14 protein-coding genes are annotated in these 13,666 nt (G+C 41.0%); 5 read left to right on the forward strand and 9 right to left on the reverse strand.

The window, feature by feature from the left end; all coding sequences use genetic code 11:
• Positions 1-614 precede the first annotated feature (614 nt).
• The 4 genes from SDE_RS20120 to SDE_RS20135 form a co-directional block, all read right to left on the reverse strand.
• Positions 615-1,211 carry a hypothetical protein gene (locus SDE_RS20120; RefSeq protein WP_011470321.1) on the reverse strand — a complete coding sequence of 199 codons (597 nt, stop codon included), beginning with the start codon at positions 1,209-1,211 and terminating at the stop codon, positions 615-617.
• An 885-nt stretch (positions 1,212-2,096) separates the two neighbouring features.
• The gene (locus SDE_RS20125; RefSeq protein ID WP_041324948.1) at positions 2,097-2,723 is read right to left on the reverse strand and encodes a class I SAM-dependent methyltransferase; all 627 of its coding nucleotides are present in this window, start codon (positions 2,721-2,723) and stop codon (positions 2,097-2,099) included.
• 216 nt (positions 2,724-2,939) lie between these two features.
• The gene (locus tag SDE_RS22910) at positions 2,940-3,383 is read right to left on the reverse strand and encodes a hypothetical protein (RefSeq protein ID WP_011470323.1); all 444 of its coding nucleotides are present in this window, start codon (positions 3,381-3,383) and stop codon (positions 2,940-2,942) included.
• A gap of 72 nt (positions 3,384-3,455) precedes the next feature.
• The gene (locus SDE_RS20135) at positions 3,456-3,806 is read right to left on the reverse strand and encodes a hypothetical protein (protein ID WP_011470324.1); all 351 of its coding nucleotides are present in this window, start codon (positions 3,804-3,806) and stop codon (positions 3,456-3,458) included.
• Between the two features lie 83 nt (positions 3,807-3,889).
• Here SDE_RS20135 and SDE_RS22130 point away from each other — a divergent pair, with 83 nt between their 5' ends.
• Positions 3,890-4,042, forward strand: coding sequence for a hypothetical protein (locus SDE_RS22130; RefSeq protein WP_083763085.1), 153 nt, complete (start codon positions 3,890-3,892; stop codon positions 4,040-4,042).
• 13 nt (positions 4,043-4,055) lie between these two features.
• The gene (locus tag SDE_RS23190; RefSeq protein ID WP_264359184.1) at positions 4,056-4,190 is read left to right on the forward strand and encodes a hypothetical protein; all 135 of its coding nucleotides are present in this window, start codon (positions 4,056-4,058) and stop codon (positions 4,188-4,190) included.
• A gap of 17 nt (positions 4,191-4,207) precedes the next feature.
• Here SDE_RS23190 and SDE_RS20140 read toward each other — a convergent pair whose 3' ends face one another.
• Positions 4,208-4,612 carry a hypothetical protein gene (locus SDE_RS20140; protein ID WP_041324951.1) on the reverse strand — a complete coding sequence of 135 codons (405 nt, stop codon included), beginning with the start codon at positions 4,610-4,612 and terminating at the stop codon, positions 4,208-4,210.
• Between the two features lie 217 nt (positions 4,613-4,829).
• On the opposite strand from SDE_RS20140, the gene SDE_RS20145 reads away from it, so the two are divergent.
• Positions 4,830-5,876: an IS110 family transposase gene (locus SDE_RS20145; RefSeq protein WP_041326102.1), complete on the forward strand. Its 1,047-nt coding sequence runs from the start codon at positions 4,830-4,832 to the stop codon at positions 5,874-5,876.
• Between the two features lie 495 nt (positions 5,877-6,371).
• On the opposite strand, the gene SDE_RS20150 is transcribed toward SDE_RS20145, so the two are convergent.
• Both SDE_RS20150 and SDE_RS20155 read right to left on the reverse strand, forming a co-directional pair.
• Positions 6,372-7,295 carry a hypothetical protein gene (locus SDE_RS20150; protein WP_011470326.1) on the reverse strand — a complete coding sequence of 308 codons (924 nt, stop codon included), beginning with the start codon at positions 7,293-7,295 and terminating at the stop codon, positions 6,372-6,374.
• A 94-nt stretch (positions 7,296-7,389) separates the two neighbouring features.
• Positions 7,390-8,523 carry a YecA family protein gene (locus SDE_RS20155; RefSeq protein ID WP_011470327.1) on the reverse strand — a complete coding sequence of 378 codons (1,134 nt, stop codon included), beginning with the start codon at positions 8,521-8,523 and terminating at the stop codon, positions 7,390-7,392.
• Positions 8,524-9,261: 738 nt separating this feature from the next.
• Here SDE_RS20155 and SDE_RS20160 point away from each other — a divergent pair.
• The gene (locus SDE_RS20160; RefSeq protein ID WP_011470328.1) at positions 9,262-10,443 is read left to right on the forward strand and encodes a helix-turn-helix transcriptional regulator; all 1,182 of its coding nucleotides are present in this window, start codon (positions 9,262-9,264) and stop codon (positions 10,441-10,443) included.
• A gap of 88 nt (positions 10,444-10,531) precedes the next feature.
• Here the strand turns inward: SDE_RS20160 and SDE_RS20165 are convergent, their stop codons facing one another.
• Positions 10,532-11,635 (reverse strand): hypothetical protein, encoded by a 1,104-nt coding sequence (locus tag SDE_RS20165; protein ID WP_011470329.1) that lies wholly within the window; start codon positions 11,633-11,635, stop codon positions 10,532-10,534.
• A gap of 17 nt (positions 11,636-11,652) precedes the next feature.
• Positions 11,653-12,261 (reverse strand): hypothetical protein, encoded by a 609-nt coding sequence (locus SDE_RS20170; protein WP_011470330.1) that lies wholly within the window; start codon positions 12,259-12,261, stop codon positions 11,653-11,655.
• 293 nt (positions 12,262-12,554) lie between these two features.
• Here SDE_RS20170 and SDE_RS20175 point away from each other — a divergent pair, with 293 nt between their 5' ends.
• On the forward strand, positions 12,555-13,613 hold the full coding sequence (locus SDE_RS20175; RefSeq protein WP_011470331.1) for an alpha/beta hydrolase: 1,059 nt from the start codon (positions 12,555-12,557) through the stop codon (positions 13,611-13,613).
• Positions 13,614-13,666 lie beyond the last annotated feature (53 nt).

Here is a 13,666-nt window from a genome sequence, read left to right on the forward strand (position 1 = left end):
GACTAGGGGAAATCAAACCCATCTAAAGCCGGATGGATTTAGCTTTTTTAAACCCACCGAACCTGTCTTTTTACCTCGTAGCTCGCGCAAAAAATCACCCTTCACATTTACAATGCCGCACAAACAAATATGAGTATAAAGTTTCTCAACGCATTAAAGGGGGCTTGCAGACGGGCAGATTAGAACTGAACTTAGACTTATAAAAAACTTCTTCAACAGAACCTTCTACCATAGTAGCTACGAGATCCCAACTAACTTTGGCTTCTATTGTCAGGATAAATTAAAAATCGCCACCAAAAGTAATGAGCTAAAGGGTCTATTTATAGTAAAAAAACCCAATAATATACTTACAGGAAAAGATAAAACATGCTCTATTTGGCCCGTTTCACTTTAGTTCACCAAGGCGAAATTATAAGAATTTATCTTTATTAATTCAGATTAGTTATACGTTATTTAATCTAGAATGTTATTTTTTATTAAGGCAAAGCCATATAAAAACGTAACTAACAGAGCCTACTTCGCCAGTTTTATGGTAATTTTTTTGAAACCCGCTCTGCCCTTTTACCTAAATATTTGCATGTACTTTGCAACGAGCACCGCACAACACCGCCGTATTATTTGGTAAAAACAATCAAAGAAGTCATATGTGGATACTCCTGAAAAAGCCAAGGGCTCCCCGGAGAAAAAGTACTTTCCTCTAGCGAAAATACATCAGCAGACAGCCGAGGCATGAAATACATCTGATGGGGAGGAAATGAAATCAACTCACCAGACTCCTCAAGATAAGCCCGATTATTTGCGGACATCATGTATACCAAAGACCCTGCTACTGCGGTAGGCAATTCATTCGCTTCGAATTTTTTAGCTATTTCATCCATCACTCGCTTTGTGCTCACACCGGCGTATAGGCGAGCAGTGTGATATTCAAATGTAGGCAACACAGTCTCCACGGCTTGTTCATTCAAACAAGCAGGTTCAAAACGTCCATTTGGGTTGCGCATTACTAAACAAGTAAAATTATTACTGCCCTTTTTTATTGTCTTAAAAATTCCGTCACGAAATATGACGAATGACGCTGAATCTGTAATGTGTTTTGGTGCGGCTTCACTCGCATAAGCAATCTCTTGCTTTTCTTCGTCTGTAATAGCGTCAACCATAACCGCTAATGAAGCCAAACCAATTACCGATATAATTTTAAGGATTATTTTCATTGCACTTTTCTCCTGTGTATTAGCTTCATTTGATTTTAGCTGGACTATCCATAAAAAAGTTGAGGTGTTCGATGTGTTATTGCTGTCAAACGGTGACTGTGAGCAGCCACAGGCACCTAATTTAAACATATGCCTGTTATTAAAAATACATTTCTTCTCATGACGCACTCTCCATTTTTTGTTGTAAATAGAGTGCTTAACGCAGGGGCCGGAGTGAAAGCGAGCGCTTTGAGGGAGATAGGTGGACTCCCTCACCAATACTAAAGCGGGTTGATATTGTAGATCTCACAAAGAATAGAGTGCATAGCGAAAAACACTGTCACCGGCATTGATCTAGCAAAATCTGATATTCAAGTTTACGCTTGCAAACACAAGCGAGTACAGCCCAATAAGGATATGACGCCAAATTCATCCTCATCAAGCTTGCGAACTCAAAAGCAACGTTGATTGTATTCGAAGCCAGCGGTACTTCCAACTACTGAAAGCTAGGTACGTTCAGCCATGGGCATGATGCGCTACAAATATCAGCCGAGCTGGTTTCTAGCGTAAGGCAGAAGCCAAAAAAAGATAATAAGACGTTCACGCAATAACCCAATTGACTAAAGCGGCGAATATCAAGCCTAATCGAAGGTGCCGAAAATGGATTTTTCGACTTGTTGCGTAAAGTGTTATGCGCATTTGGCGACGTTTGTACTCGTTCTGACTTACTTAATTTAGTCCATCTTTTCCGGCAGGTTTAAATTAACGCTTGCACTTACTTGTCGATACGGAGCTGTTTGATAGCTTTTTCATATCATGGCGGTTATGGTTTCTCTACTACTATAGTGAGCAGACAGTTGTTGCACGCTCAAGCAACCAACCGCACGCACACGAGCACATATAACTTTATAATTTCCGCGCAACCATAAAAACAACAACATCTTTAGGCCCATGATGCCACTGGCGTTCAATTGTAAATCCAGCATCACGGACTTCGCTAGCCAATTCAGATTCCGTCAGCACATACACATCAGGCATTACCCCTAGGAACTTGCCTAGAGGTACAAATGGTTTAATAAAGCGGAAGTACGAATTACCTAGGCAAACGGTACTACTAACGAAAACACCACCAGGCTTTAAAATTCTAGCCACTTCAGTGAGTACAGACTGCCTATCTGGTAGTAAATGAATAACATTTAAACCCAAAACAGCGTCCAAACTAGCTGCACCTGCATTAAATTCTGTCAGAGTGGAACGAGTGAACGTAATGTTTGCAACACCTGCATTGCTGGCTTTCTCACGACCAATATTAAGCATGTTCTCAGATATATCAATTGCATCAATATGCAATACATGTGATGCGTGATGTATTGCGGTTGTTCCTGTTCCACAGCCAAACTCTAAAAGCCGCATTTTTGGCTGTAAAAAGCTTTGCGTTTCGGTGAGTTTTCTCTTATAGGTCTCCTCGTCGGAAACTGGACTTTTTGCATACCCTTCTGCTTTTTTATTCCAGTATTTTTCGGATGTATTCATATAAACTTCCATTACTCAGGTGGGGACTTCCCTGAAAATTCCGTGTCTCACTTCAGTCAGCAAATGATCCAATCATTTTATTGCTTGGAATATAAGTTACTACGATATAGATATGAAAAATGTCTAGCCTAGTTCACCGTGCCATTTTGCGAAGAACATTTGTGTATTAGCGTAGCGACCACACAAATGAGCGTATTAAAATGGGACCACGTGTAGCTATTTGTTAGGTTTAATTTTTGATATTGCCGCCAAATACTCCCTTGAGCCCTCTACAGATATATATTCACACGACACTAATTTTTTACCATTGCGCTCAGTTCCGAACACTAGATAAGTAGAGCCAACATCAAACATGTAAGCGCAACTACAATTCGTACCGTGTCGCTTTCCACTTAGATATGTAATTTCGGTTCCTTCGCCTTTAATCCACTCCTTGACTTTCAACTTTATACTCGATGACTCCAGTATCTCTTCTTCATCCTTTAATCGAGAAACCAAATACTCTTTTGCAACGACCTCCCCAACCAATATGTAATCGACATTTTCTTTGATGGCAGAGTAAGGACTCTCCGAGGACCGTACCACCTCGTCAAGTAAGCAGCTTTTCCCGTAACTATTCGAGAAAAAGAATAACAACACAAACAGAATAACAAATTTCATGTCACTTAACGCGTCAATAACCGGCGCAGCTTTGCTGCGTCCGGCGCCGAAGGCGCGAAGTTGATTGATTTGTTATAAGTCATTTGCACCTTCAATGATGCGATTTAGTCTTTTAGAAATGCTCTTCATTCCAGACTCCATTTTGTTACTGAGTAGGCCGCTTTGAAAATATTTGGGTTTCAGTGATTCTGTTTTTAAGTATTCATCATGTTGATAAATGAACTCTAAATATCCTTTTAACCTTTCAGCTGACGTTGTTGACCTACGGAGTTGCTTTCTTAAGCTCTCTTCAAACCTCTTTATTTCTAATTCTTCATCGACATCATGGGTAAAAACGTATATTTCACGCGCTAGTCTATTTTTTGACCAGCCTAGTTGATCTAGAAGTGATTTTATTTCTTCTTGTAGTGTTTCGGTTTCCATTGTCCCTATTTGTCCCAATGGCCCTTGTTAAGGTTGTAACTGTCCCAGCGGGGACAATTACATTTTATTTAAGGAGAATAACCATGACTAAAGGTAAAACCCCTATGAACAAAGCCGCTGCTTCACGCATACAGTCTGCAACCGCCAAGAACACCGGAGGTAAAGTCTCAAAAGGCTCGTTCGCGGCGAAAGCTCAATCAGCTGCTGCTAAAAATGCAGCAAAACCGGCCAAGTGAGAGAGGTAATTGTATGCCTGATTCATCAAATATGACTGATGAAGAATTAGACCTCTGGTCTGATATTAACAATCCCAATAATGATGCAGATATGGATGACTGGGCTGATGCTCATAATCCTAACAATGACGATTATTTGGGAGAGTAAATCTAAAGAGTCTGAGGCTATGCCTCAGACTCCTTGCAGGCTTTAGCATTTTCCTCAAAGGCTTTCAAAAAACCATTTTCATTTACCTTATATCTTATATATGAAATTTCATTCATTGTATCTTCAAGGGCGCATAGACATAGATCTTTTTTCTTCCCGTAAACTCTATAAGAAACAGGTTTCTCATAAGAGCTAGAACAGGCTTCAAGAACAGCATATTCAACCGCTAAAGGGTATCTGTTGTCAGTGATGGCGTAATCAATGAACTGGCTTCCGCCATAGGCCAAAACTGCTGCTAGTCCTGCGGCTTTAAGTGGCTTTTTAATTGTGAACTTTTCAATAAGACTTGAGCAGGTTTTGCAGTGAAATTTAACCGTTGCTCCTATTTCAGCCTTATCTCCACAATTGCATGAATCTTCCATTTTTACTCGATCTTCCTTATGACTTATAACGCCGCTATTACCGGCGAGTTGTAGTTGATTGGATTTTTGTGCTATTCAAGCACAAAAACCAAGCGACGGAAACGGAGTCCGGTAGATAGCTTTGATACTTATGATGACCTCCTCCTCCGGAGACCAATGGAAACCTTCTAAACTTAAATCACCACAACAAAAGTTAATTAAAGAAGGAGATCATCATATGAGATTTTATACCATTTCCCACAAACATTACTGCGGAATAGATTTGCATACCAAAATGATGTACGTCTGCATACTTGATTCTGATGCTAACATACTGATTCATAAGAATATACCTACTAATGGTAAGGCGTTTTTAAAGCTCATAGCCCCCTATCGTGAAGACATTGTCGTAGGCGTTGAGTGCATGTTTTCTTGGTATTGGCTGGCTGATTTGTGCGCCAAAGAAGGCATCGAATTTATCTTAGGCCATGCACTTTACATGAGGTGTATTCACGGCGGAAAGGCCAAAAACGATAAAGTTGACTCGGAAAAAATCGCACGCATTATGAGATGCGGCGATTTCCCTCTCGCCTATGCCTATCCTGCCGAGCTTCGGCCTGTTCGCGACCTCATGCGTAGACGAAGCCATTTGGTTCGCATTAAGAGTGAGATTCAAAGCCATATTAGTATCACCAACTACCAATATAATCTTGAGCCGTTCGACAAAAACATCGTTCACAAAGGTAATCGCGAAGGTATAGCAGATCACTTCGATAACGCTTCTGTACGGCTTAATGTTGAAACCGATATTGCCGTTATGGACAGCCTTCACGATCAGATACGGAACCTCGAAAACTACATTATCAGGCATGCGAAAGACTACGATGGCCGAATGTTGTACCGATTAAAAACAGTTCCTGGGATTGGCGATATTTTGGCTTTAACAATCATGTATGAAATTCTATCGATCGATCGCTTTCCAACGGTTCAAAAGTTTTGTTCATACTCCCGTTTAGTTAAATGTGCGAATGAGTCGGCTGGCAAAAAAATGGGGACATCAGGCTCAAAAATAGGTAACGCTCATCTAAAATGGGGCTTTTCTGAAGCGGCTATTTTATTCATACGTGGAAATGATAAAGCTCAGAAATATGTTACTAAATTAAGCAAGAAGTTTGGCAAAGGTAAAGCGCTGTCCATACTATCCCACAAATTGGGACGCGCTATTTATTTTATGATGAAAAGGAACGATGTCTTTGATATGAATTACTTTTTTCGAAATAGTTAAATGTTTAGGGTAGCGTGTTTGAGCTAGCAGGTATAACTAGGGTGCCGAGCATAAAGATCCTAAGCTAAGTTATCCGTTTAAGCTTCGAGCTTACTCTTAGCCTGATGAAAAAATGCCAACTCTCTCGCTTTGATTAGACAGAACACACTACCCGCCCTACGCTTTTTTGATGTGTGACTGCCCCTTGACTGAGTGATCTATAACTGGATACAAAACACCGTAAGCCCGATTCTTTGAAGCGCCAGATCCAAGGGTAACCGATAAATTTCTAGTAGCGCCTTAGTAAAGCTAAGGCATCCAGATTACTTCAGCGAATGAAAGCGTCGAACGTTAATTTGGACTGACTCTCAATAGGTGTTTGGTACAGTTACCGCTAAGCCTTCCATGAAATTATCGTCAGTAGAAACATTCAAAATTGCTTTTTTATTAACTCTAGGCATTAAACCAAGGGTTTTGGTGAGTTATTGTTCTTTGACAGGTCCGGTCATATAGGTGTTACGTGATTAGCAATCCTTCATATTGCCTTGGAAGTAGGGCAAACTCTCCCCATTTTAAATTTTCGATACCTAAACCCAGACCATCTTCTTTCACAGCGCCGTACATGATAACAACTCTGCCAATAGAGGTTTCGGTAATTCCCTTTTGTTGCGCGATCTCTATCGTGGGCTTTATCCGAAAATCGCGCACCGTTGAACTACATTGCAACTGCGTCATTCTTTTGTTGTGTGGCTTTGGGTTTTCAGCGAGGCAATAAATATTTTTAATGATCCCGAAGTATAACCGGGGTATTTCGTCTTCTATTGTTACATCTCGAACATCATGTAAAAGATCGATTAGTCGAATAGCAAGCTTACCATTAGGAAAGTGGTAATATCTGTTTATATTTTCGTCAAATCTTCTGCAAATCCCAGCGACAGTAGTTATTTTACTTGGAAGTTTAAATGACTCTCCACTGTGCCGTCCCAAAGGGACTTCAGTCAATTTACCATTGATATCTTCTACTGGTGTTTCATCATATTTACCTGCAGGAACTTCAGGCGCTTCTGGTCTTTGCTGTAAAAATCCAGAGATTACAACAAGATCTTCATCATCAACTGCCTTCTGAGCCTCTTCATAATTATCGTATCGTTTCCCTTCAGGACGCATTGTTCTAAGATCACATTTAACCTCTTTATATTTGCCCATGTGAGCAAAATATGCATCTCGGCCATTTGAAAAATAGTCTTTATCTTTAGGGACCCTAATAAGAATGGTATAGCAAACCGGACAAAATATTTCACTTTCCATTTCCGCAGTATACTCAGAAGGTAGAATCTTATCGGCTTGATCCCTTAAAAGGCTTTTGCTTCCACCATCAAAAGACCAGCCACTGAGCCTGTAAGCGAACTTTATTCTTTGATTTGACTCTTCCTTTGCCATAGTTATCTCTCAGAATTGGTACACGTAACGCCGCCAGCAGGGGCTAGAGCACGCAGTGCGGAAGTCCCTCTGGCTGGCTTTGTTAAAGCTCTGCTTAACTTTGCCAATTAACATACTCAATTTTATCTGGCTCAGGCAATAAAGCATTTAGTATTTTATTAGATATACTATTTCCATGAGGCTCTACGAACATATTTACATTGTCATGGGATATTTCAACAATGTTTTCTTTATCATCACTGCTAAGCCCGTCCCACCACGCTGGTGAGAGAAAGTAGTTTTCAAAATTACTGAATATGTATTGAGCTAAGTATGTTGAAATGTCTTCTTTTGATTTAGACATAAGCGACTTTACCAAAGTTGTGCAGGTATTGTGGCAATGCTCCAACCACGAGAGTACAATATAACTCTTATGCCCATCATAAAATGATGTAAATGATAGTAAGTCAGGAACCACTTCAAGATCTGATAAATCTTGAAGTTTAGTGTTATCAAAGGCGAAGTCTGGATTAACTGAACCACTAACCTGAACTGGAAATGGGTTTGCATACTCAATTACAACAGCCCGTATATCGCTATAGTCATTCCTCTCTATGCCTTTATCAAATCTCTCTTTCTGGTAGATATTGTCCCGCAGTCCTGCTTCCGCCCCAATATTCGTGAAGAATGCCTGCTCCTGTATTTCGGCCTGCCTATAGGCAGGCTTCCCTTTATCTAGGCCAGCATTTACCTCATACATATCTACCAAGGCCGACTTCGTATAATACTCTCTAGCAAATGAACGAAAAGCGAGCTTGAAGCATTGTTCCTCTGATTTTGTGAATGCCTCCTTTTCTAAGCAAGAAAATAGTTGGTCATCGTGTTTTTGGCAGAAGCCAGTAAATGTAGAAGCGTTGTTGACGCCTATTCTTTCAGGTCGAATCTTTCCATTATGTTTCTGAAGGCTTTCTAAACCTAACTTAATTCCTAGAACATGGCCATCTACAGCTATTGCTTTTAGGCTAGAGCTTTTTGGCACTGTGTGGGCTTTAACGATCTTTTTCGCACATTCGTCATGAAGGCTTTTTGGTGCTGAGCATATTTTTTTTGAGAATTTATCCCGCATTGATTTGGCGGCATCCCATGGCTCTACTGGATTTTCATTCTCTCTATCTCTGTGACATTTTTTATATTTTTTCCCTGATCCGCACCAGCAGGGATCATTTCGTCCAATCTTACCTTTCCCCATTAATTGCTCCATTCTAATTTGGTGCTTTAACAACACAATATATCCCACCCCACCACCTATCACCTATACATCCCCATCAAGACTGGTATGCGCGTTAGGTGATTGAGCGTTAATTTCCAAGTGCACAACTAAATACGCTTTAGTTGTGCAGGTATTGGGATTAATTTCGTTTAATTTCAAATTAAAGCATGCTTTATAAATTAAATATACCGTGTAAAAGTAATTATTCACGCTTTGTTCAATGTAATAATACGGCTGTAACGGATTTTTTTTATTAATCTTTTTAATCTGTTTTTACGGCGGTGTTTATTATGGGTAGTTGTGCCGGTATGTATAGTTTACAAAAAGTGGCTTCAAGCTAGCCATCGGCGTTGCATTAGGCGCCAGACTATTTGAATGTGAGATGCAGGGGTATTTCATAGCTATGAAATAGAACGGTAGTTAAACCACGTGCGCTGGTCGCTTTGTTGTTCTGTTATTTGTTTTTACCTTTCTATATTACAACCTGTTCGGCAACACTGCCTGTAATTTAAAGTGCGTGCCATCCAAACGTGTATATTGGTGGGCAGTGCCCACCGTGCAAGAATTGCCTATATATGGTATTCGAAACATTTAGATAATTGACGTGCCTAATTAATAGCGTGGGTTATTTCTGATTTTGGCCCTTTAAATCACCCCTTGCCACCCCAGCGCTACACCGCTAGATTACCCCTTCACGTAATGGGTTAATTGGCCAACATGAATACTTTGCAACTTTCTATATACGCCATGGCTTTGGGGTTGTGTGCCTTTACTGGGCTGCTTGCTTGGCGGGCGTCGTTTCGCAATAGGTACTTTTTAGTATTTATGACCCTACTGGTGTTAATGCTAGGTTGCGATTGGTTAATGCACCACCCTAGTACACCGCTTAAGAATTTATGGCTTGTTATTTTAATGGCGAGTGCACTATTGGTTGGCCCATGCGCGTTGCTATTAGCTAATTCTGTAGGCAATGCGGATTTGCACATTAATTGGCGCAGTCACGCAGTGTTGGTTATTGCGGCTTGGTTACTGTTAACGCCGCTGGCAACGTCTATTCACTTCGGCACCGAATTCGTCAATGCAGCTGCCCCTGTAACCAAGGCGTATGCTTTTTTTATTCACACTGGTATGTCGCTTACGGTTGGTTTGTTTTTATTGCAAACCCTGTGGGTGCTGCGCACTTGCTATGCCTTGCTGCAGCGGCGCAATGTACAAAACAAGTGGCTGTTTTCTGAGTTAGCCGACCCCGGCCTAAATTTGTTGCGCATTTTAGTGTTGGCCATTGTTATTAATGCTGTGGTTTCTATAGCAAAGGTGCTTTATTGCGCCCTGTTAGATGGGGTGTATATGCCCATTAATATTGTTATATCTGGTATTCATTTATTAATGGCCATATTTTTGGCCAGCTCTTATATTAGTTTGGTTGTTGGGGCACAAGGTAAGGCAGAAGCAATAAGGCAAACACTATTTAAGCCAGAGGCACATCCAACCACACAAAGTGATACCACGGCCAGTAAAAATTTTGAGCCAAGCAGTAATAGCAATAACAAAACTACTGCCGAACTTACCGGAAAGCAGCAAGCGCTGCTAAAACAAATTAAAGCGGCAATGGATGTAGAGCATTTGTATAAAAAACCCAGCTTAAGCCTACGCGATTTATGCGACCACCTAAACGAAAGCCCCCACAATATATCGCAGGTAATTAACGAAAGTGATTTAGGTAATTTTTACGATATGGTGAATAGCCGCAGGGTGGCGCTGGCATCCCAGCTTTTACAACAAAACCCACAACGCACGGTGTTGGATATTGCTTTCGATTGCGGGTTTAATTCTAAGTCTTCTTTTAATAGCGTGTTTAAGCGGTATACGGGGGTAACGCCTAGTCAGTACCGCGCTTGAAGCTTGTATACCAAGCAATACCCTCAACGGCAAGCTTCGTACTCTACCGCTATAAGGCCGCCATTAAGCGGCAGCCTGTTTGAGGTGTTTATTTTGATCTTGGAAAAAAGATGCTAATTGTTTGCTTATCTTTTATTAATGCTCTCATAACCATAATGAATTGCTGAGGGCTTCGCTCCAGTAATGCAAGCCTATCTACGTACTCTTGTGTCATGTTTTCTATTAAAAAATAAATCATATCTGCGCCATTTAATTTATAACGCATATGGTTCCACAATTTTGGACAAGCCTGATGCAATGCACGGCTTGAAGCTGCCGCTTGCCCCAGTAAACCCTGTATTTTAAGTAACGTGATAAGCGAGCTACCCAGCCCACCTTTTAGAGATTTTGACTTAGATCTTAACTCTACCAATCTTCTTTTTGTTAGGTGTATTTCCGCTGAATTGTTAATAATCTTTTTAGTAACTTGAGCAGCAATAATAGCTCCTAAAGCGACAGCTGTTTTTTTACCAATTACCTTACCGGCTTGTCGTTGTGCAGTATTGCTTAGTAAGGATGTTGCTTCCGACAAATTATCAGCATTTATATTATCAATTACACCAAGCGAAGCGGCTTTTAAAACCCATAATGTGTCTATTTTTTCCGGTATTTTTAAAGCGCCTTGCTGTGTAATTTCAGTTATGGCCCAACTAGGAAGAATAGATATGTATCTATTTATAATTGCGTATACGATTTGTGCGAGCGGATTATCGATAGTATTAATTTCGAAGCTAAATAATTTTTGAATTGAAGTTGTGACAAGTTGATAGGCCGCGTTGTTTTCCGCCCCCACATTGTTGAAATTTTCATCTCCATTAACATATAGTCCATCGGCTGTACGCTCTACTCCACTAGCTATTTTTTCAACATTGCCAACGGTTTTTGCATGTAAGCCATCAATAAATCCAGCCAAAGCTGGCGACCTATCTTCTATTGGCTTTAAGGCCTCGGCAAAAGTGGAGTGGCGCTTTAGCTGCCTATAGGTTGGCCCATGACAACCGAAGTTACATTCTTGCCAAGCTCTTTCGGCTTCGCCACCCCTTATGAGAAAGTTAATATTTGATGTTTTCAGGTCTTCTAGAGAGCGTAAGTAGAGGTTAACTCCAAGCTCATCAATAAGCGCACCATCGTAAGTAGCTGTTGATTGATTCATGGTTAGTCTTTCCTTGATTAAAAATGAATGTTTAAGCTTTGGATAAATGTCTTAAAAAGGTCATCGGATTCTTGTATATCTTCATTACTGGTATACAGAACGATAAACACTTGGTTTTCTTGCGTTTCGTATTTAAGCACGGTTAGCTCATATTTATCGTTACCAACCAGTGTATCTATCCAATTAACCTTATACCCCTTGTGATTGTTTAAGGTGGTTGGCTGTTGGTGAAGGTTTTTAAATGAAGGGGTATTTAATAGCCCAAGTCCATTTATTACTCTTTCTGTGTACCTAGTTAAGCCATATTGTTCTTGGTTTTGCGCGCCTTCGGTGTAGAAAATTCTTATGGTTACAGATGAGAAATCCGAAATATCTAAGCTCACTTCTCTGTCTGAATAAAGTCCAGGGGATTCATCATGTGCAAGCTTCCAATGCGATGGGTAAGAAAAGCTTATGCCGTTATTCGCATATTCGAGTTGTTCGTATATTTTCGTCTGAGGGGAAGGTGCTTTGGAACAGGATACTATTTGGGGGACGATTAATACTAAGAATACAAAAAATGCCGTTTTAGGTAAGAAAGTCAAAATCCACCACTCCTTTTCTGTTTGCTGCGTAAAGTTGTTCATTAGCAGATTCCTTTGCTAAACGCTTTGCCAGCTATTCTATACGACAATAATCTGCACAATGGAAGCTAACCTATAAAAGGGTAAATAAATCACATTTTTACCGGAGTTTTTTGCGAGTTAATTTTCAACTCCAAGGGTATGGCGTACGTATCATCGCGAATTAAAATAACCACACCAAATTGTGCATTTTTTATCCAAATCAAGCGTTAAAAAGGGTCTAGATCGATCGGATTGGGCGAATTAGGCCTATAAACGGGTAATTATGCAGCCTTCAATAACTATTGGAGGCTTTTATGAAATTCGTATTGCTTGTTGTGCTTACCGCACTTTTTTCTTCGCAGAGTTTTGCGCAGGCCCAATCCGGTTGGCGTGCGGAATCTTTTACTCTTAATTCTAAAATACTTAAGCAAAATAAGTTGGACCTAAACCTGCAGCGCGAGGTATGGGTTTGGCTGCCGCCTGGCTACGACTCATCTAATAAGCGTTACCCGGTTATTCACTACATACACAACTATGGCTGGAGCGCCCAGCAAATGCATGAGGTGGACAGCATTGGCGAAACGTTTGGGCGCGCATTAGAGCGCAACCAAACCAACGAGTTTATTTTTGTGGTGGGAGATTACCGCGCAACCCATACGCCAGGCACCTTTTGCGGTAACAATAAAGTGGTGGGCCACTGGTGGGATCATGTAAAAGAAGAGCTGGTGCCTGCCATAGATAAACGCTACCGCACCCTTGCCAAGCCGTCATCCCGCGGTGTGTCTGGTGATTCTATTGGCGGTTACTGCGCCATACGCCTAGCAATGGAACGCCCTGGCGTATTTTCTAGCGTTTATGCCATTCACCCAGTGGGTACCACCATCAGCGGCGATAGGCTTTTACGCTCTTTACCCAATTGGCGAATAATGAATGAAGCTAAATCATACGATGCCCTAAGCGAGATGGAAGGCTACACACCGGTTTTTTTGCTAATGGCTCAGTCGCATGTACCTAACCTTAGCAAGCCACCGTTTTATGCAGATTTTATGATGGATATAGTTAACGGTGAATTAGCAGTAAACCCAAATTCGGTAACCCGTTTAAGTGATAACTTTCCACTTATTAATCGCGTGCGCCATTCGGTAGATGAACTTAAATCTTTGCGCGGTTTTATGTTTGATTGGGGCCGCTACGACCCCAACTTCGGCCACATAAATAGCAACCAACGCTTTACTCGCGAATTAGCAGAGTACGACATTCCCCATTTTGCGGAAGAGCACGGTGGCACAGAGTGGAGCGATACGTGGATTCCATTCGGCCGCGTCGAGGACCGCATGCTGCCATTCTTTAGGCGTTTTTTAGAAGCGGAATAGATTTTAAAGAGGCAATGGGGATGGGCGGATTTGTTCGCTCCACTGTTTGAGTG

Source organism: Saccharophagus degradans 2-40 (genome assembly GCF_000013665.1).
GTDB lineage: Bacteria > Pseudomonadota > Gammaproteobacteria > Pseudomonadales > Cellvibrionaceae > Saccharophagus > Saccharophagus degradans.

Bases quoted from the DNA above. Each gene is read 5' to 3' on its own strand.
- SDE_RS20120 (WP_011470321.1), bottom strand. From the start codon at position 1,211: ATGAAAATAATCCTTAAAATTATATCGGTAATTGGTTTGGCTTCATTA.
- SDE_RS20125 (WP_041324948.1), bottom strand. From the start codon at position 2,723: ATGAATACATCCGAAAAATACTGGAATAAAAAAGCAGAAGGGTATGCA.
- SDE_RS22910 (WP_011470323.1), bottom strand. From the start codon at position 3,383: ATGAAATTTGTTATTCTGTTTGTGTTGTTATTCTTTTTCTCGAATAGT.
- SDE_RS20135 (WP_011470324.1), bottom strand. From the start codon at position 3,806: ATGGAAACCGAAACACTACAAGAAGAAATAAAATCACTTCTAGATCAA.
- SDE_RS22130 (WP_083763085.1), top strand. From the start codon at position 3,890: ATGACTAAAGGTAAAACCCCTATGAACAAAGCCGCTGCTTCACGCATA.
- SDE_RS23190 (WP_264359184.1), top strand. From the start codon at position 4,056: ATGCCTGATTCATCAAATATGACTGATGAAGAATTAGACCTCTGGTCT.
- SDE_RS20140 (WP_041324951.1), bottom strand. From the start codon at position 4,612: ATGGAAGATTCATGCAATTGTGGAGATAAGGCTGAAATAGGAGCAACG.
- SDE_RS20145 (WP_041326102.1), top strand. From the start codon at position 4,830: ATGAGATTTTATACCATTTCCCACAAACATTACTGCGGAATAGATTTG.
- SDE_RS20150 (WP_011470326.1), bottom strand. From the start codon at position 7,295: ATGGCAAAGGAAGAGTCAAATCAAAGAATAAAGTTCGCTTACAGGCTC.
- SDE_RS20155 (WP_011470327.1), bottom strand. From the start codon at position 8,523: ATGGGGAAAGGTAAGATTGGACGAAATGATCCCTGCTGGTGCGGATCA.
- SDE_RS20160 (WP_011470328.1), top strand. From the start codon at position 9,262: ATGAATACTTTGCAACTTTCTATATACGCCATGGCTTTGGGGTTGTGT.
- SDE_RS20165 (WP_011470329.1), bottom strand. From the start codon at position 11,635: ATGAATCAATCAACAGCTACTTACGATGGTGCGCTTATTGATGAGCTT.
- SDE_RS20170 (WP_011470330.1), bottom strand. From the start codon at position 12,261: ATGAACAACTTTACGCAGCAAACAGAAAAGGAGTGGTGGATTTTGACT.
- SDE_RS20175 (WP_011470331.1), top strand. From the start codon at position 12,555: ATGAAATTCGTATTGCTTGTTGTGCTTACCGCACTTTTTTCTTCGCAG.